17 protein-coding genes are annotated in these 23,343 nt (G+C 41.0%); 5 read left to right on the top strand and 12 right to left on the bottom strand.

All coding sequences use genetic code 11. The features are described from left to right. Positions 1-5: 5 nt before the first annotated feature. From HYD28_12050 to HYD28_12040, 3 genes are all read right to left on the bottom strand, one after another. Entirely contained in the window at positions 6-1,622 is a 1,617-nt protein-coding gene (locus HYD28_12050) for a L,D-transpeptidase family protein (GenBank protein QLE09628.1), read from the bottom strand. A 157-nt stretch (positions 1,623-1,779) separates the two neighbouring features. Next, entirely contained in the window at positions 1,780-4,932 is a 3,153-nt protein-coding gene (locus HYD28_12045; GenBank protein ID QLE09627.1) for an efflux RND transporter permease subunit, read from the bottom strand. A 3-nt stretch (positions 4,933-4,935) separates the two neighbouring features. After that, a complete protein-coding gene (locus HYD28_12040) occupies positions 4,936-6,108 on the bottom strand; it encodes an efflux RND transporter periplasmic adaptor subunit (protein ID QLE09626.1) in 1,173 nt (390 codons plus the stop codon). 158 nt (positions 6,109-6,266) lie between these two features. Here HYD28_12040 and HYD28_12035 point away from each other — a divergent pair, with 158 nt between their 5' ends. Then, positions 6,267-6,515 carry a YkgJ family cysteine cluster protein gene (locus HYD28_12035; protein QLE10551.1) on the top strand — a complete coding sequence of 83 codons (249 nt, stop codon included), beginning with the start codon at positions 6,267-6,269 and terminating at the stop codon, positions 6,513-6,515. A 173-nt stretch (positions 6,516-6,688) separates the two neighbouring features. Here HYD28_12035 and HYD28_12030 read toward each other — a convergent pair whose 3' ends face one another. The 5 genes from HYD28_12030 to HYD28_12010 all read right to left on the bottom strand — a co-directional run bounded on the left by HYD28_12030 (position 6,689) and on the right by HYD28_12010 (position 13,976). Further along, a complete protein-coding gene (locus tag HYD28_12030) occupies positions 6,689-8,527 on the bottom strand; it encodes a TonB-dependent receptor (protein QLE09625.1) in 1,839 nt (612 codons plus the stop codon). A 163-nt stretch (positions 8,528-8,690) separates the two neighbouring features. After that, on the bottom strand, positions 8,691-9,245 hold the full coding sequence (locus tag HYD28_12025) for a DUF4136 domain-containing protein (GenBank protein ID QLE09624.1): 555 nt from the start codon (positions 9,243-9,245) through the stop codon (positions 8,691-8,693). A 122-nt stretch (positions 9,246-9,367) separates the two neighbouring features. Beyond that, positions 9,368-12,154, bottom strand: a complete 2,787-nt coding sequence (locus tag HYD28_12020) for an ATPase (GenBank protein QLE09623.1) — start codon at positions 12,152-12,154, stop codon at positions 9,368-9,370. After that, positions 12,154-12,699 (bottom strand): hypothetical protein, encoded by a 546-nt coding sequence (locus HYD28_12015; protein QLE09622.1) that lies wholly within the window; start codon positions 12,697-12,699, stop codon positions 12,154-12,156. Before HYD28_12015 ends, HYD28_12020 begins: the two co-directional genes overlap by 1 nt. A 2-nt stretch (positions 12,700-12,701) precedes the next feature. After that, complete coding sequence (locus tag HYD28_12010; protein ID QLE09621.1) at positions 12,702-13,976, bottom strand: hypothetical protein; 1,275 nt, start codon at positions 13,974-13,976, stop codon at positions 12,702-12,704. Between the two features lie 148 nt (positions 13,977-14,124). Between HYD28_12010 and nhaD the strand changes: the two genes are divergently transcribed. Both nhaD and lysC read left to right on the top strand, forming a co-directional pair. Continuing rightward, on the top strand, positions 14,125-15,375 hold the full coding sequence (nhaD, locus tag HYD28_12005; GenBank protein ID QLE09620.1) for a sodium:proton antiporter NhaD: 1,251 nt from the start codon (positions 14,125-14,127) through the stop codon (positions 15,373-15,375). Positions 15,376-15,716: 341 nt separating this feature from the next. Beyond that, on the top strand, positions 15,717-17,096 hold the full coding sequence (lysC, locus tag HYD28_12000; GenBank protein QLE09619.1) for a lysine-sensitive aspartokinase 3: 1,380 nt from the start codon (positions 15,717-15,719) through the stop codon (positions 17,094-17,096). Here the strand turns inward: lysC and HYD28_11995 are convergent. Beyond that, on the bottom strand, positions 17,073-17,810 hold the full coding sequence (locus HYD28_11995) for a 4'-phosphopantetheinyl transferase superfamily protein (GenBank protein QLE09618.1): 738 nt from the start codon (positions 17,808-17,810) through the stop codon (positions 17,073-17,075). The genes lysC and HYD28_11995 overlap by 24 nt on opposite strands. Positions 17,811-17,957: 147 nt before the next feature. Here HYD28_11995 and HYD28_11990 point away from each other — a divergent pair, with 147 nt between their 5' ends. Beyond that, positions 17,958-19,283, top strand: coding sequence for a sodium-dependent transporter (locus tag HYD28_11990; protein QLE09617.1), 1,326 nt, complete (start codon positions 17,958-17,960; stop codon positions 19,281-19,283). Positions 19,284-19,388: 105 nt separating this feature from the next. On the opposite strand, the gene HYD28_11985 is transcribed toward HYD28_11990, so the two are convergent. Continuing rightward, the gene (locus HYD28_11985) at positions 19,389-20,372 is read right to left on the bottom strand and encodes a 2-hydroxyacid dehydrogenase (protein ID QLE10550.1); all 984 of its coding nucleotides are present in this window, start codon (positions 20,370-20,372) and stop codon (positions 19,389-19,391) included. Beyond that, positions 20,338-20,853 carry a glutathione peroxidase gene (locus tag HYD28_11980; protein ID QLE09616.1) on the bottom strand — a complete coding sequence of 172 codons (516 nt, stop codon included), beginning with the start codon at positions 20,851-20,853 and terminating at the stop codon, positions 20,338-20,340. Before HYD28_11980 ends, HYD28_11985 begins: the two co-directional genes overlap by 35 nt. A 114-nt stretch (positions 20,854-20,967) precedes the next feature. Here HYD28_11980 and HYD28_11975 point away from each other — a divergent pair, with 114 nt between their 5' ends. Then, complete coding sequence (locus tag HYD28_11975) at positions 20,968-21,849, top strand: NAD(P)-dependent oxidoreductase (protein QLE09615.1); 882 nt, start codon at positions 20,968-20,970, stop codon at positions 21,847-21,849. A gap of 38 nt (positions 21,850-21,887) precedes the next feature. Here HYD28_11975 and sbcB read toward each other — a convergent pair whose 3' ends face one another. Beyond that, positions 21,888-23,339 (bottom strand): exodeoxyribonuclease I, encoded by a 1,452-nt coding sequence (gene sbcB, locus HYD28_11970; protein ID QLE09614.1) that lies wholly within the window; start codon positions 23,337-23,339, stop codon positions 21,888-21,890. Between the last annotated feature and the right edge of the window lie 4 nt (positions 23,340-23,343).

Genomic DNA, 23,343 nt, shown 5'->3' with positions numbered 1-23,343 from the left:
TACCTCTAAATTGTATTATTTGCTAATGGCGTGGTGAGTGCTTTTAATAACGCGCCATCGCGATTATAGACATCGGTATAAAATTGTAAGCTCTCGTCGTCACCTGCGACTGTCCAGTACATTAAAAGTACATCTAGCGGTTTTGATAAGCTGATTTTTGTAGTCTCTTTTGCAGCAATGGCGTCATCAATGTCGCTACGACTCCAATTATCTGACGTTTCTAATATTTTCTCAGCTAAGGTGAATGGGTCATCAACTCTTACACAGCCGTGGCTAAATGCACGTTGGTCTTGCTGGAATAATGTTTTTGCAGGGGTGTCGTGCAAATAAATTGAGTATTTATTAGGAAACATAAATTTAATTTGTCCCAATGAATTATTCTCTGAAGGTTGTTGTACAAACCAGTACGGAAAGTTCTTACGACTAGCATTTGCCCAATCAATACTCTTGCTATCCACTGGGTTACGGCGACTATCAACCACAACAAAATCTTTCTCGTTTAAGTAGTTTGGGTTTTCTTTCATTTTTTTGATAATGCCACCTGCAATACTCCGCGGTACTGTCCATGTTGGATTCATCACGATATAGCTCATTTGCCCTTTAAATATTGGGGTTTTGGTGTAGTTTATGCCAACGACCACATTGGTTTGCCATTTTAATTTGTTGTCTTCAAATAAAAATAGTTTAAAACCAGCGATATTTACCACTAAGAAGCGCTCTGTGAGAGTATTATCAACCCAACGAATACGCTCTAGGTTTACTAAAATATCATCAATGTATTCACTGTAATCTTTGTTGAGTAATTTTAACGTTGCGTTACCAATCACACCGTCGTCAGTAACTTGATGAGCACTCTGAAAATTCTTAACTGCTGCAACTAGCTCGTTGTCATAATCAGTATCATCATTACCACTGCCTTGAAAATAATTTAAGCGCTTTAACTTTTGTCTTAACAGCGGTACTGCTGCGTCTGATTGACCCGGTTTTAATATATTGTTTTGCAATGTGATGGCAGGTAACTCGCCAGTTGCATCAAGTTCTCGGTAAAACACTAAAGCATCTTTTAAGCGTTTGTAATGAGGTAATACGGGCTTAAGGTTTTCAAGGCCTTTATCAAGGCTTTTAGACTTAACGTGTTTAAGTAAAGAGGCAGCTGCAGCATCAGGACTGACGTCAAACTGTCCATAATTCCATGTTGCAGTAAGTTGTTTTGGGTTTATTTTCCCGCGTATTAAGTGTTTTGCATACGTCATGACAGCATCTGTCATAAGTACATCAAACTGAGCTTCGACAGCCTCTGTTCCGCGTTTATCTATTTCGTTGGCCAGCGCCATTAATGTATCAAAGTGATAGTCATTGGGTGAGAGGCCTTCAAGCTCTGATTGAGCAATTAACTTGAGAGCTTGTTTTGCATATTTGGTGTCATTCCAAACACGTTCAAAACCATTTGCTTTATAGGTGGCAACGGTCATGTCAGGAGAATGGATGTGTTCTCTTTCAATACTGTGAGATTCACCAATCAGGATAGGTTCTAACTGTTGTTGTAAATATTGGTTTTCAGCCAATACAGGCATGCAAATGGATAAACAACTGACCAAAACGGTGTAGCGCAGAATCTTCATAGCTATGTCCCTATAACAAGTTTGTAATTTGCTTAAATTGTTTCTTTTTTGCTCATTTAAGCTTAGCAAAGCAATACAATTTATAGGAACATATTTTTAAATAAAAACGCTTGGCAAATGAATTTGCCAAGCGTTCGGTTGGGATTTTGAGAGGGGTTTAATTACTGGTTGTTTGTAATTTTGCTTCTGGCTCTACTTTTTTACCTCTAAACTTGCCAATTAAACGTTTAAAGTCTTCTAACGCAACATACTGACAAGGGATTAAAATAAGTGTAATGACAGTCGCAAATAACACCCCGAATGCTAGAGATACAGCCATTGGGATAACTATTTTTGCTTGTAAGCTTGTTTCCATAATGATTGGTAATACACCAATAAAGGTCGTAATTGAGGTTAGTAATATTGCTCTAAAACGACGAGCACCGGCTTGCATAACAGCCTCTTTGATTGCAACACCTTCAGCGCGGGCCTTATTGACAAAGTCGACCATTACTAGCGAATCGTTTACTACTACACCAGCAACAGCGATGATACCGAATACCGATAAGCTACTCATTGTCATACCTAAGATCATGTGACCGAACATCGCGCCAATTACACCAAATGGAATAACCGACATAATAATGAATGGCTGCGAGTATGAGCGCAGTGGAATAGCAAGTAACGCAAATATAATCATCATAGACAAAGCAAAATCACGTACTTGTTCTGCCACACTATCCATTTCTTCTTGAATACGACCAGCCACATTACTTTCAACACCTGGGTAGCTTTTCAATAGGCTAGGTAAGTACTCGTCACGAATTTCTTTTGCAATGGCAAATGGTTCTGCTTGATCAGTGTTAACCGCAGCCCAAACGTTGACAGTGCGTTTTGCGTTTTCACGACGAATACGGTTCACACCATCAACGATGTTGACCTTCGCTACTTCTGCAAGAGGCACTTCAACGCCTGTTGGCGTAATGATACGCGCATCAGTGATGTCACTTACCGCATTTCGCGATTCACGAGGGTAGCGGATCATTACTTTAATCTCTTCACCGTCACGTAAAATACGTTGTGCTTCTAAACCGTAGTAGCTAAAGCTAACTTGTGATGCCACATCCGATAAGGTTAAGCCTAAGCTGTAAGCAAGTGGTTTAAGTTCAAGTTGAACTTCGTCAGTTGCAGATTGTAGTGAGTCATTTACATCACCTACACCTTGCATGCTATTTAGCTTTTCTTTTAACTTAGCTGCAACTTCTTTTAGTTTATTGATATCTTTACCTTCTAAGCGGAAGCTCACATCACCGTCATCACGGCCGCCGTTCATGATACTGTCTTCAATATTAAGCGTTTTCACACCTGGCAGTGGTGGCATTTGTTCGCGCCACATTGCACTTAATTGGAAAGTATCAATAGGGCGTAAGTCTGGTTCGACTAAAATCGCCATAATGCGTGCACTTGTACGACCGCGTAAGCTAACAGATAAGTCACGGATCATCGCTTGACCATATTGCTCTTCAAGTTGCTTATCGACATCTAAAATCAGTTTTTCAATTGTTTGTGCTGTTTCAAGGGTCGCTTGTTCAGAAGAAGATAAGTTCATTTCAACTGAGATACGTGGGAAATCATGTGGAATTTTAGGATTCGCAACAAATTTCACTAAACCACCAGCGAACATACCGCCACTGACAATAAGTACACAGATAAAGCCAACAATCACGGTATAACGGTAATGAATACAGCGACCTATAAATGGTGTGTAGTAATTATCGACAAAGTTCTTCAGGCCATTATCCATACCTAAACGCAAGCGGTGTAATGGATTTTTAGGGTTCGCAGGTTTATTTTTCATGGCCGCTAAGTGAGCCGGTAGAATCAGTTTTGATTCAATCAATGAGAAAATTAAGCAAAGGATAATTACGCCACCAATGGCTTTAGAAAAGGCAGAACCAGGCCCTGATGCCAGTGTTTGCGGTAAGAATGCGGCGATAGTAGTCAATACACCAAAGGTTGCAGGAATTGCAACGCGTTTTACGCCGCGCACTACGTTATCTAGGCTGTGACCGTGCTTTTCAATTTCAGCACTGGCTGACTCACCGACGACGATAGCATCATCAACGACTATCCCTAGCACCAGTATAAATGCGAATAAAGAAGCTAAGTTAACAGTGATGTCTATAAAGCCAAGTGGCATCATTAAAAATGCACCTAGGAATGATACAGGTAAACCCATCATGACCCAAAACGCTAAGCGCAGTGGCAAGAATAGGGCAAGTACCACCATAACTAAAATACCACCCCAAATCATGTTGTCGATCATCATGTTTAGACGACCTTCAAGGTAATAAGTTAAATCAACAATTGGCGATAGCTTTACACCTGCTGGTAACTGTGGCGCTTTATCTGCTAGGTATTTTTTTAATACTGCAGCAACCTTAGTGATGTCTTGATCTTTCGAAGCATTTACTTCAAAAGTCAGTGAATTTTTACCATTGTACTTAGAATATTGCAGGCCTTCTTCAAAGCCATCGTTAATTGTTGCCACATCACCCAAGAAAACTTGGGCGCCATCAGGTAAGTGTAATAAAGGCAGCTTTTCGAACTCTTTACCACGATACGCTTGGTTTTCAACACGCATTGAAATGTAGCCATTTTCAGAGCGAATTTGACCTGCTGACATATTGGCAGAGAAGCTACGAACGGCTGTGGCAATATCACGGAAAGTTAAACCATACTCACGTAGTTTATCTGGGCTGATTTCAATGCCAATTTCGTAGTTTAAGCCACTGTAAAAGTTGACCAAGTTAATTTGTGGTAAAGCTTGTAGTTCATCTTTTATGTCGTTACCAAGTTCTTTGAGCTGGTAGTTACTCATATCGCCATACAGCGCGAGTATCATAACTTCTTGCTCAAACTTTTCACGGCGAACAATTGGGCGTTCCATCTCAGCAGGGAAGGTATTGATTGAATCAACCTGCATCTTGATTTCATCGAGTACTTCTTGCGGGTCGTACTTTTCTTCGATTTCTATCCAAGCTTGTGAAAAACCACGGTTCGAATAAGTAATTAAACGTTTAATGCCTTCGAGGCCCTCTAAAGACTCTTCGACCTTTATGGTTATGCCTTCTTCTACCTCTTGTGGTGCAGCCCCTGGGTAGACAGCTTGAATACTGATCCAGTTACTTTCAAACTGTGGGAACATTTGCTTACGCACTGACATTGCAGTCAATAAGCCGCCCACTAAAATAAAGATCATAAGTAAGTTTGCAGCAACTGGGTTGCGTGCAAACCAGGCAATAAGCCCTTTTTCTCTGTGCGTGGTCATGGCTTATTCCTCTTTTAACGCTAATTGTGTTGTTGGCACACTTAGTTTTGCGTCATCTAGCTTGACTGCCATGCCTTCAGTTGGGTATTCAAGTGCTGAGGTAATAAGTTGCTCACCGTTAGCAAGGCCATTATCGGCGATCACCATGCCATTTTGTTCGCGCACAATGTTAAGTGTTTTAAAAGTAAGTGTTTCGCCATCTTGTAAAACAGCTACCTTGTTGTCTTTAACTAAATGGTGCGGAACAACAATCGCATTGTCCAGCGCTCGACCTTCGATAGTGGCATTAATGTATGAGCCAAAACGCAGTGGTTGTTTTTGCTCATAAGGCGTTGCTACTTGTGCTACTAGGTAATTCATGCGGCTGCGTTGGTCAACGACCCCTTCGCTGCGTACAATAGTCGCTTGCCACGTTGTTTGTTTACCTGCAAATTCAGCATTAATTGATACGCTTGCACCAATTCCTTGGTTATTTAGGTATTGCAGATCTTTATCAGCAACAGGTAAACGAATTTCAGCCAGTGATGTTGAGCTTAGGCTACCAAAGCTATTACCCGGGTTTACCACACTACCTAAACTAATCAGGCGCTCGTCGATAATGGCATCGTATGGCGCTTTAATGTATGTGCGCTCAAGATTACGTTTTGCGCGTTTTACACTGGCTTGAGCAGCACGGTAGTTTGCAAGCTTTTCAGCGAGTTGCGGTTTACGTAAATACAGCTCAGATGGAATAACTTGGTTTGAGTCACCTTTGATGCGGTCCCACTCAGCTTGTGCAACAGATACTTGCGCGCGTTCAATTTCAAGAGCAGAGCTTGCTTGCGCTAGACCTGCTTCTGCTTCAATGAGTGCAGCTTCGTAATCATTTGGGTCAATACGTGCTAGAATATCGCCTTGCTTAACAAATCCGCCTTGTACAAATTGATCTGACAGCGAGACAACCTGACCACTCACTTGCGCAACAAGTTCAGTTTGGTTTTTCGGTTTAACGATACCGTATGATTTTACATCAAGGGTAATGGCGTCAAAGCTTAACGGTTTAATTGATACAAGCGGTCGCAAATCTTGTTCTGGTTTTTCGACCGGCGCTTGCTTCATAGAGGCAAATGCGAATGCCATTCCAAGTCCGCCGACTAATACGGCGATAGGGAGAATGATTTGTTTTTTACTAGCCACGGGATAGTCCCTCACGGTTGACGGTAATTAAAAATAAATTTGATAGGCTAAGCATACGCAATAAAGTGTTTACAAGGCGTTCGAAGATGTAACAAACCATTACACATATTACAAAGGCGCTACAAAGGTTCTATAAGAGGTACTCAATGACAGATAAAATGGCATGTAGATTAGGCTGTGGCGCCTGTTGTATTGCACCCAGTATTAGCTCACCGATCCCAGGAATGCCCAACGGGAAAGCGGCGGGAGAGCGCTGTATTCAACTGGATAATAATAACCTGTGTAAATTATTTGGTGATGAATCAAGGCCCAAGGTGTGTAGTGATTTTTCTGCCACTATTGATGTGTGTGGCACGACAAATGAACAAGCATTGTATTTAATTACCGAACTTGAGCAGATGACTTAAAAAAATTAAACCCTTAACATTTTTTAACAGTTACTGGGATAAATTAGGTTATTTTTTAAAGTCACAGTTTTCGCTATGGCATTTTAAATAAATTTGACTGTGGTGTTTTAAAGATCTTAGAAGAAAACGTGTCACAACAATGCCAGTCAATTGACTGGCATTGTTGTTTTTACTTACCACGTATAGGTAGCGCTTAAAGTATATTGTTCGCCGCGGCCTGGGGTACCCGGGACTTCTTCGAATGATTCATCCCAAATATTGTCAGCTGCAAAGGTAACAAACACATTATCAAGCTGGGCTGGCGTGAACTTTACTGTTAACTGCGTGAAGAAGGCTTCATCATCAGAGCTACGTAGGCGGTTACTATGTTGTTTACGCCATTCGTTATCGATACGCAACTCAAGCACATCCATTGGTTGCCATACTGCACCCAGTGTTACACGGTGATCAGGGTAGTTAAGCGCATAAAAGCTCGCATCAATATCTGCCGTGCCATAGTCTTCTGACTTTTCTAAATAGGTGTAGCTGGCAATCAACTCAGCGCTTTCAAACGATTTATTCGCTAAAAACTCAACGCCTAAGGTGTCTATATCAACCGGGTTTGCAAAACGTGCTGAAGTTGCATCAAAGCGATATGTCCAATCCGTAAGGTTTTTATCTTTGCGGTAGAAAATAGCTGAATCTAAACGCCACGAAGATTGTTCAATTAGTAAACCTAATTCAAGGTTATCGGTGGTTTCGCGCTCAAGGCTGTAATTACTTCTGAATAACCCGCCCGTTTCACTGCCGCCGATTGCGGTGTAACCGGGAACTTGTGTTGCTTCGGCGTATGATGCGTACCAAGTATGTTCACTGCCATTTTGATTAGCTACTTTAAGGCTTGCATCTGCAATAAAGGAGGTATCTGAACTATCACGGTTAGTATCATCAAAAGCAGCACCAACACGAACCATAAGCTCTTTGTTAGCTGTAAGGGCCGTCTTGTATTCAGGCAAGATACTTAGCTTAGTGTAATTGCGTGACGTAAAGTTGTTTTCAAGAGATGTTGATTCAATCTCATCAGCAATAAATTGTCCAGCATAATTAATTGCATAGTGGTCATTTAAACGGTGACGTCCAGAGAGTGCCAATGACTTAACGGTGGTTTCGTGAAACGCTTCAAAAATAGCTGGGTTTTCACGAGACAATACATAATGGTCGTTATGTTTACGATAATAACCAGTCACTTCAAAGGTACTGCTATCACCATACATTTGCTTGTGATTGAGCATGAAAAGGTTGGTTTCAAGATCTTCGGTTTCGTTAAAGTTAAATGGCGTGTAAAGATTTGGCCAACCAAAAAATTTTTCTTGGCGTCCGAACATTAAATCAGTTTGCGAGGTATCGCTTGCAAGTTGAACGCGTGCTGAGGCACGTTCAAAGTCGTGGTCGCCATTATCAATTGAGCCATCGCTTTTTGAGTGCGAGTATTCACCCTCAAAACCTAATCGCCAATCAGGTTTGCTATCCAGCTTTTGGCTATGGGCAGCATGAATGCTTTGTAAATTAAAGCCATTCGTACCTGTGCCAAGTGAAACGCTGCCAGTGCTTGTGATAGGGCGCCAGCCAAATGAAACCGTGCCAACCGAGCTATTCATACCATAAAGGGCATTATCAGCCCCTGTAAGTACTGAAGGGCCTGTTAGCATCTGTGGGGCAATAGGAATTTCAGCAAAGTAGTGACCAGATTGGGGGTCAAATAATGTACTGCTACCGACACGAAAGCCAGTATTTTCGAAGATACCACCACGAATAGTGACATCAGCTTGTGCTTCAGCCATATTGCGTGATTGCAAATCGACACGTGGGTCATATTCTAAGTTTGATACCGGCGCATCAAAAGTACCAACCGGTTCTTTATTTGCGGTTGCTGAAACTTCAACGGTGATTTGTTCAATATTGTTGGTGTCTTCTGCTAGCACTGAGCAAGTGACGAATAAAGCGGGAAGTGTAAGCTGTACTGCGCGTACCATCTAAAACTCTCTTGATTTTGTTTAATCTGGGGTAGTGGGCTAGTTAGGCGCACTGAAAATTGCGGGTATTGTATCTGAATCACTGAGTTATACCACTCCAACCAGATTTCAGCAGGCAATAAAAAACCGCGCCAAGTGCGCGGTCTTTTTACTAAAACGGCATTTAGTTTTGATTAATTGATTGCGGTGGAAAGTTACTGAGAATGTTAGCAACAGTTTCTTTGATAACTTCAGTGCGCTTTTCAGGTGATTGGTTCTTTTGCAAACGACCTTCTTTAGCACCACGCCAAACTAATTGGTTAGAAGCACGGTCTACTACGTCTAAAATTAACGTACCGACTTCGTATTCGCGAGTTGTTGTTTGTGTGTTATAACCCATACCCCAGTAATTCCAGCGTGCACCGTAACCTACGTTGAAGGTATCTACATCAATTTTAGTATCAACTGATGCATGATAGTTAATAAGTACATCTGCTTGCGCTACATCAACAAGCTTCATACCGCTTTTTTCAAGTTCGGCATTAACTGCTTCACGCACACGTTTTTCCATTAAAGGACTAATTTGGTAGTTCGCTACGTTTTTAGTCAAGCTGGCATTAGGTACCCAAGAGAAGGTTTTATAATTACTAAAATCTGCAGATTTGTCGTAATCCCAATCAGGCGTTTTAGCACAAGCCGCTAAAAATAATACAGCCGTCGCGATTAATAAGTTCTTCATATTGTTTGCTCCTTGGCAAAATTTCCACTACTTGATTGATAACATAACACAAATAATACTCAACTGAATGATTATTTAAATACTATGGCACATTTACAAATAAGTACTGTAATAGTTTGTAATTAAGCACTGTGTTCAACTTCTATCCAGTCTTTTTCATCGACCCAGTTTTGCACCCCATCTTTGACAGTACGAATAGGGACAATGTAATCACAGCTAACTTGTGGTTTAACTGAGGCAAAAATCGGCACGAAGCCAAAGCTAAGTGCTGTTTCGATAATTGCTTTTTGGTTTTGCGGGTCGATATCGGCAGCTTCATCGATATAAATCGGAATACGATACAGGTTTTGCTCTTGATCGCTTAATAAGTAACGAATAAACAGCATGCCACAAAGTAGCTTAATGGTAATCCGGGTACCGTTAGAGCCGGCTGAGTCGATTTTCTCGAAGTGCTCAGTGTCACCAGCACGATTTACCACTTCAAAGCGAATATCGAACAAGTCTGTCAGTGTTAAACCTGCTTTTTCAGAAGCAAACTTAATTAAATGATCTTTTGCTTCGTTTACCGCAGACTCGCTATAAGGCTCTTGGCTTAATAAGTCGAGGGTATCGCCTTGCTCAAACTGATTTGAGGTACTAATGATGGTATCAATGCTATCAACCAGCATCTTGCGCGGGATAACATTAATTTTGAATGCTTGAAGGTTAGAGATCCGATGTTGACTAATGCCTTTATTAAAGCTATTCATTTCACGGCGCAAGCGGTCTAAGTCTTCACGCAAGCCTTTAATGGTAGCTGCCACTTCGGTTAATGCAACTCGGCCTTGACGCTCAACAGCATCGCGCTCGTTATCAATGTTATGAAACGCGCTGATAAGCTTTTCGTATTTAGTAAACTCATCGTTTTCGTTATCAAATTTAGTAATACCCGCATTATAAATATGCATGTAGGTGTTACGTACGTTGATATCAAAGTTACGTAGCTCTTGGCAGTCTTTGTTAAAGTGATGAATGAGGTCACTTAAGTTATCAAAATCAATACTGATTTCAATCATGTATGGTGTGACTTTGCCTGAGTAAAAATCAAGTGTGTGATCGATACGTTCAGATTTAACTTGGCGTAAGCGGTCAGCTTGGCGCGCAAGCAAATCTTTTTTCGACTTGATAATTGAGCGACGATCGCTAATTGAGCCACTGTTCTTTTGAATGTCTTGCAGGTAGTCGTCAACTTGTTCGCGTTCTGCATTTAATTGCTCTTTTAGCAGAGTTTGAGCATCGACAGATTGCTGCATCACTTCAAATTGTTCAAAGCGTTTTAATGCTTCTTCAGAGGCCATTAGCTCATCATACAAGGCATCTTTTTCTTTTTGCTTTTCAGCGACATTAGCAGCTACTTCGCGCTGTTGTTTAAACTCTTTCAGGGAGTTTTCAAGTGCAGCGAGTTGCGCAGTTAATTGCTCTTTGTTTTCGCCCGTTTGCATTTGCACAGGGCTTAGCTTTTTTAGTTTAATCGTCGCACCAGGAAGAGTCAGTACACCGCCTTTTACGTTTGCCGATAACTGCTCTAAAAACTCACCGAAGGCATCTTCGTCTGTGATATCAACATCACCATTGCTGGTGGTGGCAAACGATAAGATATCTGGGTTTAAAATACGCGAAATTTCTTCAACTTCTTTTAAAGATAAATCTTCACGCATACGGGTGAATAAATTGAACTCGAGGTTCTTTAGCTGTAGTTTTAAGCTCTTAATTTGCTTTTGTGTTTCGCTAATACGGTAATCAAGCGTGTGTAAGCTTTGACCTTGGGCACTGCTTAATGAATGCGAAAGCGACTCATAATCTTGTTTAAGCTGCGTAAGGCTTACTTTTAAGGTGGCTTTGTTAACTAGTTCAAACTCAGATTTAAGTGCTCGATAGTCTAAAAACCACTGCTCAATTTGAGTTTGCTTACGCTCAATGTCACGTGATTGCTGAATATACAGCTGCTGCTTTTGGTCGAACTCATGTTTTTCGTGCTCGATATCTTCAAGGGCAATATTTAGCTCAGTGAGTTGCTCTTGTTGATAGGTTTCAAAGTCAATCAGTGCTTGGTCAATTTTTGGCGCATAGGCGGCAAGTTTGCCTTTTAAAACCGTTTGATTCTCAAGCATAGATTCAAGGGCTGCGATAGGCTCTTGCATTGACTCAAGGGCTTTTAATTCACGTTTAGCGCGATTTACCTTATCGAATGAACGTCGCCATACTTCATAAAAATCGACCCGTGAATTTGACATATGACGCTCAAATACACGTAACATAAAGCGCTTAACATCACTGGCTCCTAACTTGTGCAAGTTAAGAATACGGCGGAAAATTTCTTTGTAAATTGCAGAGTCTTGCACGTTATTGAGTGGGATCATCTTTAAATTGATATCGCCATCAAACGGGGTTGCTCCGCCAGTAAGTAGGGCGTTCAGCTCTTGCGCTTTTAATTCAATTGGGTTGAAACCTTGCTCTTTTAAGTGATTAAAAAGCTTGGTGAATTTAACAATTGTCTTGCCTTGGGTGTAGTGATCTAGGTTTAACTTACCTTGATAGCAAAAAAACTGATGCGCATAACCAGCAATTTTACCAAGGCCAGCAACACCAATAACCACAGGGCCATTAGGTAGGTCAGCTTCAAGTAAAATATAGGATTGATCTGACGAAAAGTAGAACTTACGAGTTTCGTCTAAATCGTGGCCATCCCATTCTGTTAAGCGTAAATCATTAATTAACGGAAATTGCAGGGCATTAATAACCGAGCTTTTACCGGTATTATTCGGTGCACAAATTGAGCTACTTTTATCCAGTGGGATCACGCATTTTGCATAGCCTGCGGTATTTAAAAGCGCAAGTTTGCTGAGTCCGTAAAGGCTTTGGCTTTGCATTATTCGTCATCTCCTAGATAGGTTTCTTCGTTTACTTCCATTAATGCATCGATATAACGATAAATTGGCGCTTGCAGCATAAAGCCATTTTCTACTTCGCGAGCAAGGCCTAAACGCACCATACGTAGGTACACATCTTTACGTAAACCTGAGCCAGAGAATATTTCTAATTGATCAAACAAGTGCTTGTTGATTTGCACTAAGGTTTGCATCAGTTCAAGGTCGTTTACCTCGTCAAATAAGGCACGCATAGGATCTTTACCAGTATTGGCATAGTGCTCAATCAAGATGTAGATAGTCAGCGCGATGGCACGTGAAATTTTACCCATGTTTGGGGTGCTCTCGTCACTACCAAAATAGTAATAGCCACGGCTATCATGCTGTAGGTCATGGCCGAGTGCATTAAAAAGGGCACGGTAGGCATCAATGTGTTGGTCAAGCTCTTGCCACATCAGCGTGTCTTGTTCACTAATGTGGTAGCCTGACGTGAGCTTTTTATTAATAGCTTGCAGATGCGTTAAATCATCTAAATTAATATCTGTCATGGTTATTGCTCTGTTGCTTTTTTATCGTCAGCAATCGATGAGTTAAATGGGTAAAGAGAGAAGTGTTGCTGGGCAATTTTTATTTTTACTTTCTCTTGGCTTTGGCTAATTTCAAGGTCGCCATCGCTAATTAATTTTTGATACAAGAACAGCATTTCGTCAGCTTCTAGATCTGGGTAGCTTTCATCTAAGAAACTAAGCAGCGGCTGAGCTTTTTTGCTGGCTTTTTTAAAGCGTTTTCTAAATTGTGTTTTAACGTCGTTGTAATCAGGGATATGCGGGCTTTGATAGGCGGGCACATCATCATGCTCTGGTAGCTGATATTCATCGTGCTCAAAGTCGACTAAGCCTGCCATATAGGCCACGATATGACGTTGTTGACCAAGTGAAAAGCGTTGTGCATCCGAGACAAAGTTAGGTTGTACCGCACTTAGCATGTTATCGACGCCATTTTTACGCACTAAACCAAGTACTTTGGCTGCTTGGCGAGTAATTAGGTTGTTACGGCGTAATTCTTCACGTAGCGGCATTAGCATATCGGCGCTTTTACGTAAGCTTTCACGACCAACTAAATGCATTTCTAAAATACGGGTTCGCAATTGCTCAAGCATGCGTTTGTCTTGATATGACTTACCTAGGCGGTCAATTTGTTCGATTTGTGCGCTTATTTGCGTTTCGATGGTGTTAAAGCAAGCGTGGAAGTCACCACGTATATCAACCATTTCAAGCATAGGTTCAATGTATTCATCAAACGCTTCGATCACTGCTTGATAGCGCTTTTGCAAAGATTGCACGGCGTTGTTTGCTTTAGCTTGCTCAACAATATTTAAAATCGCGTTTTCATTGTGGGCAAACAATTTCATTATTTTACGTACCCGATCATCCATAATACGGCTAAAGCGGCGTAGCTCGTCGTAATCTTCAATTTCACCTGCTTTAGCCAAGCGACTACCAAGGCGAGCTAAATCATCAACTAGTACACTAATTTCTTGGGCAAGACCTAGGTGTTCTTCTTGTAGCAAGAAAGTCGCAAAATCAGCAATCGCTCGATTGATTTCTAATTGCGATGATTTCGCTAATGGAATGATAATATCTTGATTTAATAAACGATTTGTTTCCTTATAAATGCGTTCATTTGACCATGAAGGTTGTTTTTGTTTTATCGCATTTTGTACGTCTTTCAAACTGAAATCAGCCATCTTAAAACGTTTAAATAGCAGTTCTAACACCCCCCAATGTTCAGTAAGGGTATTTAATAACTTTTTAGCTGGGATCATAAGGCTCCAGTAAATTCAGACTTAGGTGTTAGCGATTAGTAGTAAATTATGTAATTGATAATAGTTTTATGCTTTCTATGCTGCTAGAATCCGCGCCGAAACACTCGACTTACAATTTTTACATTATTATAAAGGTTGTTCAAACACCATGGTAACCCCACTTATCCTAACCCTGATAGCGGTGGCATTTTTGCTTATCGTTATAGAGGATATTATCCATGTAAACAAGGCCAAAACGACGCTTTTTTTTGGCACTTTATGCTGGATTATCTTATTTATCTCTCCAATTCATGGGCAAAGCCCAGAAACCATACAACATCAACTGGATCACAATATATTAGAGATCGCGACTTTATGGCTGTTTTTAATGGCAGCGATGACCTTTGTTGCGTATTTAAACTCTAAAGGCTTTATCCAGAATATTGTTCATAAAATTATGCCAAATCAAATCAGTGAACGAAAGTTGATGTTTCTGATTGGTGGCTTTTCTTTCTTATTTTCATCGATATCAGACAATATAACTGCGACTTTAATCTCACTTGCGGTGGTGATGTCACTAAAATTAGATCCTAAAAAATTAATAAAATATGCAACCTTGATTGTATTTAGTGTTAACTCGGGTGGGGTGTCGTTGATCACGGGTGATGTTACAACTCTGATGATTTTCTTAGACGAAAAGGTCACCATTGCTAATTTACTATTATTAATTGCGCCTGCACTGACAAGTGTTGCACTGCTTGCGGCAATGTTATCTGTGGGTATGTCGGGTAATGTAGTATTTGAAAAGCAAACAGCTCGTCGTATTGAAAAAACAGATATTACCATTGCGGTTATCTTCTTCTCGACGATTATTGCCACGTTAACTTTGAGCGTGCTTTATAATGTGCCACCGCTTTTAACCTTTTTATTTGGTTTATCACTAATGTTTTTGGTTGCGCAATTCTTAATGCGCAAAAAAGACGTCAACAAAAAAATTATCGATTATATTCGTGAGATTGAGTACGACACCTTATTGTTCTTCGTAGGTGTGTTATTGCTGGTTGGTGCATTAAAAGAAGTAGGTATGCTTGCTAAGTTTACTCACCTATATGAGTTGATGGCGCCTGAGTATGCAAACTACATGATGGGGCTATTATCAGCAGCGGTAGATAACGTACCTTTAACTGCTGCACTTTTAAAAGCTGATATTGTGATGAGTCCACAGCAGTGGTTGTCGTTTACCTACGCAACAGGGGTAGGTGGTTCAATGCTTATTATCGGCTCTGCGGCAGGTATTATCGCCATGAGTAAAGTAAAAGCACTGACCTTTATGAGCTATCTTAAAATGTCGGTTTATTTATTAATTGCTTATACCGTTGGCTATTACGGGTCGCACTTAGCAGGCAGTTTAATTTCATAAAACAACTTGACAGCTAGACGTCTAAACGTTAACTTTCAAAGCCTGCTTTTTTAGCAGGCTTTGTTATTTTAACCAGGTGTTAACTTAACATTCAGAAGAGGTGCGATACTTAGGTAGTTAATGTGAGGTGACGAACGCCGATGACCATTAATGAGGGAAGTACTCGCCGAGAAAATTAGCCGGACGTCACGGTTACTTTTCGGTTTATGGGGCTGAATCCTCAAAACTGTCACCAAACTAGGTGGAGAGCTTCTGGCATGGACTACTCTTTATTTTCAAAGCACCCCCTTGCCGAGTTCTTCTTGAATTACTGTGGATAGTTTTCCACAAAAGGAGACGACATGAATACCCAATTAGCCGCCAACACAAAATCAGATTACGTTGTTGCAAAATTTGGTGGCACCAGTGTAGCTAACTTTGATGCTATGAGCCGCTGCGCAGAAATCATTTGTGCTGATAATCAAGTTCGTATTGTTGCTGTGAGTGCCAGTGCTGGCGTGACAAATCATTTAGTTGCATTGTGTAAAGCTGATTTGAGCGCGGCTGAGCGTGACGAGCACATCACAGGTGTGGTAGCCATTCAAGAAGCTATTTTAGCTGAGCTATCGCTTGATGCTGACTTAGCTCATGGCTTTAATGAAACCCTCAAAGCCTTTCAAAAACTGGCATCAGAAGGGGTTAAGTCAGTAGCGGAGCAAGATGAGCTACTTAGCTTTGGTGAGCGTTTATCATCGTATTTATTTACACAAGTATTGCGTGGGCAAGGTCTTGATGCGGTGCGTTTTGATGTACGCAAGGTGCTAAAAACAGATAGCCAATTTGCTAAAGCAACACCGAATGTTGCAGCAACCGCTGCGGCTGCTAAAGAGCATTTAGTGCCGCTACTTGATGACCACGTTGTAGTAACTCAGGGTTTTATTGGTAGCAATGAACATAATCAAACAACCACTTTAGGGCGTGGAGGATCAGATTACAGCGCGGCATTACTTGCAGAAGCAATTAACGCAAAAAGCGTGCATATTTGGACTGATGTTGTGGGTATTTTCAGTACTGATCCGCGTTTATGCGCTAAAGCAAGCCCAATTGCACGCTTGAGTTTTGATGAAGCGGCAGAGATGGCAACGTTTGGTGCAAAAGTACTGCATCCTGCAACCATTTTACCTGCGAGCCGTAGTCATATTAGTGTGTTTGTTGGTTCAAGCCGTGAGCCACAATTAGGTGGTACATGGATTGAAAAAGAAAAATCTCAGCAACCAGGTATTCGTGCAGTAACACAGCGTAAAAACCAAATTCTATTAACAGTCAAAAGCCCAGAAATGCTCCTTGCTAGTGGTTTCTTAGCGCGTGTTTTCACCATTTTAAGTGAGTTTAATATTTCAGTTGATTTGGTTACAACCTCAGAAATTAGTGTTGCAATTACTTTGGATAACGCGCCAAATGCATCACGTCCAGAGCTGGATCAAGCTTGTTTAGATAAGCTTTCTGAGTTTTGTCATGTGTCGGTCGAGAATAACTTAACGCTGGTGGCTTTAATTGGTTCTGAAATTCAATTACGTCAGCAAGAAATGAATTTAATGCAGGTATTAAGCGACTTTAATATTCGTTTAATTTGCCACGGTGCAAGTAAACATAACCTGTGCTTTTTGGTGGAGCAAAGCGAGTCAGATGACGTTGTGCAGGCAATTCACAGCCGATTATTAGAAAGCCAAGTCGCGGCGTAAGTCGCTAAAGCTAATAAAAGAGCACTGCCAGTCAGTGCTTTTTTGTGCCACAACACTTATGTCAAAGCCTTCAATACAATTACTGCTAGCGCAGAAATTATGTTTACGTATTTCTTCAAATACATTGGGAGCGAGCAGTTTCGCAATCGGCTGAGTACTTGCCTTAGCAAGGGCTTCTTTTAATGTCCAAATTCTAAAAAAACACTGTGCCTGTTCATCGGGTGCATCAAAACTGCTGATTAAGTCAACTTCATCTTGATGATAAAAATGCTTTGCAAGCTTGATAAAAGGGCGAGGTTTGTTGCTTTGTTCAATATCAAAACCAAGCAGCTGCTGAGCTGGGTTGAGGGCAGCACCTATCAAACCATTTGAATGAGATAAGCAAGCCCAAACAGACTCTCTAACGGGTGTATGTAGTTTTAGCTTACTGTCTTTGTCATCAAATTGGCTTGATATTTCATTGAGCGCTAAATCATCATGAGGGTAAGTATGTTTGTATAAATACTTTAACGTTAAGCGAGTCGCTAAATACTCTTGTTTAGCTGCGGGCACTTTGCGTTTTTCAAGTACACATAATTCAAACTCACTGAGCAATTTTTCAATAGCTAAGCTTGAAATATCGATGTTTGATGCTTCCATAAGCATAATTTGCTGTGCTGTGTTGTTCGGCTGCAGATTAATAACTAAGGTGTTTGAAAAATAGTGGCTGCTCATGATTTAACGCTTATACGGGGGTTCGTATTTAGTTTTGTTTATTTTTACAGCAAATGAACTTGTAAGAGCACGAACAACTCAAATAGTTTACGCAGTTGGCTGTAATTATGGTTTAATGAGGAAAAATAATAACAGATTTATAGATGTATGGCACAAGTTCGTGACGGCTTTCACAGCCGACTAGGTTTCGTATTAGCCGCTTCAGGTGCGGCGGTAGGTTTAGGTAATATTTGGGGCTTTCCAACACAAGCGGCAAACCATGGCGGCGGTGCATTTTTACTTGTTTACTTCATTGTTATCTTCTTATTAGCGCTTCCAGCCCTTTATACTGAGCTGTATTTAGGCCACCAAGCGCAAGCTAATCCGGTAAAAGCATTATCCAATGCATGGCAAGATACGGCTCCTAAAGTGGGCGCTGCAGCAGGCTACATAGGTCTGTTTGGTGCAATTGTGATGTTAAGCTTTTATTCGATAGTCGCAGGTTGGATGTTAGCGTATGCACTTGAGCCAATCGCTAGCTTCTTGGGTTTTACTGAGTTAAGTAACTTTTTGCATAGTGATTCAATGGCACGCAACTTTGTGTTTACGCCGCTGATGCTTATTCTAACTGCGAGTATTATCTTAAAAGGGGTTAAATCAGGAATCGAGACTTGGTCACGCCGTTTAATGCCATTATTGCTAGTGTTATTAGTGGCGTTAATTGCTTATATCGCGACCTTAGATGGTGCGATAGATGGCTTTGCAGCCTACTTAGTGCCAGATTTTAGTCAAATTCTTGATGCAAACTTAATTATTGCGGCAATGGGACAAGCGTTCTTTTCATTGTCGTTAGGTGTAGGCTGTATGATGGTTTATGGCTCATATTTAAAGCCTGATGCGAACCTTCCTAAACTAACCGGAACAGTGGCGTTGCTAGATACGGGGGTTGCCTTTTTGGCGGGTTTGTTGATTATACCAGCTATTTTTGTTGCTCAGCATAACGGTGTAGAAGTGTTTAGCAACGGTAAATTAGTAGGTGAAGGGCAGTTAATTTTTGCAATTTTACCTGAGCTGTTTAGTACTATGGGGCAAATGGGCTTACTCGTTGGATTATTGTTTTTCGTGTTAATGTCAATAGCTTCTGTTACATCAACAATTTCATCAACTGAAATTCCAGTGGCATTTTTAGTTGAGAACCACAGTATAGAGCGTAAAAAAGCGACTTTATTTGTAACTTTAATCGTCTTTATCGCTTCATCAGTTATTATCTTAAATTTTGACTGGTTATTTGGTTTGGTGATTATGGTGCTTACGCAGTACCAACTACCTTTAATGGGACTGTTCTATTTCATTACTGTAGGCTGGTTATGGCAACGTGGTAATAAATTGCATCAAGTCTCGAGCGGCCCTCATTATTGGTTTGCTCAGTATATTCGCTTTGTGTGCCCGTTATTAATGACAGCAGTATTTGTGAACGTGGCGTTGTTGAAATAGAGTCTTGAGCTGCGAGTTACAAGTTTCTAGTTTCGAGGTAAAAGACAAAAGTAAAAAGGCGTGGGGTTTAAACCTCACGCCTTTTTAGTATAAGGTACGCACTCATTAACTAACTTCGTTAGTTAATGGTAAGCCTTGGCTTATCTCATTAGCACTTTGTAGTGTGGTGCAGGCTATTTCGCTAAGCGCTTCTTGGGTGAAGAAGCCTTGGTGGCCTGTCACTAACACATTAGGAAAACTAATAAGGCGTGAAAAAATATCGTCTTGCATGATTTCTTCGCGATGATCTTTAAAGAATAACTCTGACTCTTGCTCATACACATCAAGTCCTAAATGTCCGAGCTTTTTAGACTTAAGCGCTTGAATACATGCTTGGCTATCGAGAAGTGCACCACGAGAGGTGTTAATTAACATAACACCGTCTTTCATTTTTTTAAATGCACTGCTATCAATTAAATGATGGGTGTGCTCGTTGAGTGGGCAATGTAAAGAGATGACATCACTTTGTGTGAGCAATGTGTCTAAATCACATAAAGTATAAGGGCCTTCACTTGCCATTGGGTCACAAACGAGTACTTTAGCCCCAAAGCCATTTAAAATATTCACTAAAGCTAAACCGATTTTGCCACAGCCTATAATCCCAATGGTTTTTTTAAACAGATTAAAGCCAAGTAAGCCGTTTAAATCAAAGTTACCTTCACGTACACGGTTAAAGGCTTTGTGGGTTTTACGGTTGAGCGTTAGCATTAGAGCAATACAATGCTCTGCGACAGCTTCGGGGCTATAAGCCGGGACGCGGCATACCTTGATGTTATGCTCTTTGGCTGCATCAAGGTCTACATTATTAAAACCTGCACAGCGTAATAAGATTGCTTTTACGCCTACAGCTGCCATATCTGCAATGACGTGCTTGTCGACTGTATCGTTTACAAACACGCACACCGCATCGAAGCCTTTACAAAGAGGAGTTGTATTGATGTTTAAAGACTGCTCAAAATAACTGAGCGAAACAGAGTCAGCGTATTCAGTTAGATTCCTTTCAAAAAACGGTTGCTCATATTTTTGCGCACTGAATAAGGCCAGTTTCATCATTTAAATTACTCTCTATCACCATTTTGAGGGTTTCGGGTTTGGTACGCGGGGCATATCGCGCAACGAGTTGACCCTCTGAGTTTATAAGAAATTTGGTGAAATTCCATTTAATTGCGCGGTTTTGTGCAATTCCACGGGTATGACACTTTAAATGATTAAATAAAGGGTGGGCATCAGGGCCGTTAACTAATACTTTGTTAAAAATAGGAAAACTGACATCAAAGTGCTGCTGATAAAAAGCTTGTAGCTCATTGCCATCAAGGGGCTCATTGTGGCCAAATTGATTACATGCAAACCCAAGCACAGTAAATCCTTGCTGTTTATATTCTAGATAGAGCTTTTCAAGGCTTGCCATTTGCACTGAAAAATTACATTTACTGGCAATATTGACGATAAGCGCTGTTTTTCCTTGTAGCGATTCAAGGCTAAAATTTTCACCAGATGCAAGCTGGGCGTTGAAACGATATATACTATCCATGTGTTACCTGTGTGTTTTTGACTGGTTTAAATGAACTTTTTTTCATTCGCTTTTTAGTTAATCGGTTGAGATAATGAAATTGTTACTAATTTATCACTCAAATAGGTCAGTTTTATGTCAATGAAAGTCGCCTTCATCGGATTAGGTGTAATGGGTTACCCAATGGCGGGTCACCTTGCTAACGCAGGTCACAACGTGACAGTTTACAACCGCACAACAGCTAAAGCGCAAAAGTGGGTTTCAGAATATCAAGGTAGTTATTGTGAAACGCCAAGTGAAGCAGCTAAAGGTGCTGATATCGTTTTCATGTGTGTAGGCAATGATGACGATTTACGTTCAGTTGTTTATGGTGAAAATGGTGTTCTTGTAAGTATGCATGAGGGGAGCTATTTAGTAGACCACACCACAACGTCGGCTGAAGTTGCACGTGAAGTAGGAGCTCAAGCTAAACAGCATGGTATTGCATTTTTAGATGCGCCAGTCTCTGGTGGTCAAGCAGGTGCAGAAAATGGCGTGTTAACCGTGATGGTTGGTGGCGATGAAGCTGATTTTAATGTTGTTCAGCCTGTGATGGCTGCTTTTAGTCGCTTTAGCCAATTATTAGGCGAAGTAGGCTCTGGCCAACTTTGTAAAATGGTTAATCAGATTTGTATTGCCGGTGTGGTGCAGGGCTTAGCCGAGGGATTACACTTTGCAAAACAAGCCGGCCTTGATGGTGAAAAGGTCATTGAAACCATCTCTAAAGGTGCAGCAGGCTCATGGCAGATGGAAAACCGCTACAAAACCATGTGGGCTGGCGAATACGAATTTGGTTTTGCTGTTGATTGGATGCGTAAAGATTTAGGCATTGCTCTAGATGAGGCAAAGGCAAACGGCGCAACTTTGCCGATGACGGCAACAGTTGATCAATATTACGCTGATGTACAAGCTTTAGGTGGTGGACGCTATGACACCTCAAGTTTATTAGCGCGCATCGAAGCGTTACATAAAAAGTAATACCTATAAAAACGCGACAATGATTGTCGCGTTTTCAATTACATGCTTTGTGCGTAATTGTACAAGGCTTTTAAAATATGCAGATTTTTCTCGTTATCATCATTTTCATGAGCCAGATACTCAAGTGTGATCATGAAATCTTGCCCACTAATTGATGGATTATCTTCGCCATGCATTAGTTTGTTTTGACAATATTGGCGCCACTTTGCCAGTTCATCTTGGCTGAGTGTTTGAGGCCAGTTTCGAGCTCGGTATCTAAATAGTAAGGTGGCAAACTTTTTATCATCAAAATCAAGCTGCATTGAGGCTAATTGCTCAGGGCTTGCATCTCGAATAATGGCAAATTTAGCTTTATCAGCGTGGCTGGTAAAGCCATCATAAAGTTGATAGTCAGGGTTAGTGGTTTCGCCATAATCACGTTGTTCATTAAACACTTCGGTTACTTTGTCGCGAAGCTCAGTGTTGGCTTTTAAAATGGCTAGATTTTGTAAGCATTTTTCTCGGTCAATACCTAATCGAGCTGCATTTTCTGGTAATAAGGTTTTTGCTGGTGCAAGAATAGGGCATTTATTCAAATGCACGAGCTTTAAGCCTACAGGTGCTTCACCTTCACCAAGGTCACTGTGTTTTGTGTAAAGACGCGTGCGCAGCTCTTCAACAGATAAATCTAATAAGACTTGCGGATCTTCAGTCAAATTAAAGCAAATAATGGCGTTTTTATTGACAGGGTGAAAGCTCATTGGGGCAATCCAGCTTGTGCAGCCCTGACTTGCCGGAATTCGTGATGAGGTGTGCACTAATGGTGTCATGTTAAATACATCAACTAAATCAGCTAGTGCTTTTTTAGAGCGTAAGCTAAAGAAAAACTGATACAACTTTGGTTGTTTTTCTTTTATTAATTTTGCCAACGCTATGGTTGCCGTTACATCACTTAATGCATCGTGAGCGGCAGCATGTTCAATGCCATTGGCAACGGTTAAGTGCTCGAGTTTAAAGCTAGGTGACCCGTCTTCTTTAAGCGGCCATTCAATGCCCTCTGGGCGTAACGCGTAACATGCTCGTACCAGATCAATGATATCCCAGCGGCTATTATTGTTTTTGTATTCGCGCTCGTAAGGGTCATAAAAATTACGGTATAAGCTGTAACGCGTGACTTCATCATCAAAGCGAATGCTGTTATAACCCGCTACACAGGTGTTCGGTTGACTAAACTCAGCATGGATCTTTGCCATAAACTCAGCTTCAATCAAGCCTTTTTGCATCGCAACTTGCGGTGTGATGCCCGTTATTAAACACGCTTCAGGATGGGGCAAGTAATCAGCCGCTGGCTTACAATACTCAATTAACGGCTCACCAATAATATTTAAATCGAGATCAGTACGAATACCTGCAAATTGACTCGGGCGGTCTTTTTGCGGGCTTGCGCCAAATGTTTCGTAGTCGTGCCAGTATATCGTAGGGGGTGTGTCGTAGTATTCTCTGTTTGCCATGCAA

Origin of the sequence: Pseudoalteromonas shioyasakiensis, from assembly GCA_013391845.1 — a bacterium.
Taxonomy (GTDB): Bacteria; Pseudomonadota; Gammaproteobacteria; order Enterobacterales; family Alteromonadaceae; genus Pseudoalteromonas; species Pseudoalteromonas apostichopi.
Note: the sequence above shows the minus strand (reverse complement) of the source record. Positions and strands in the feature narration are given on the sequence as shown.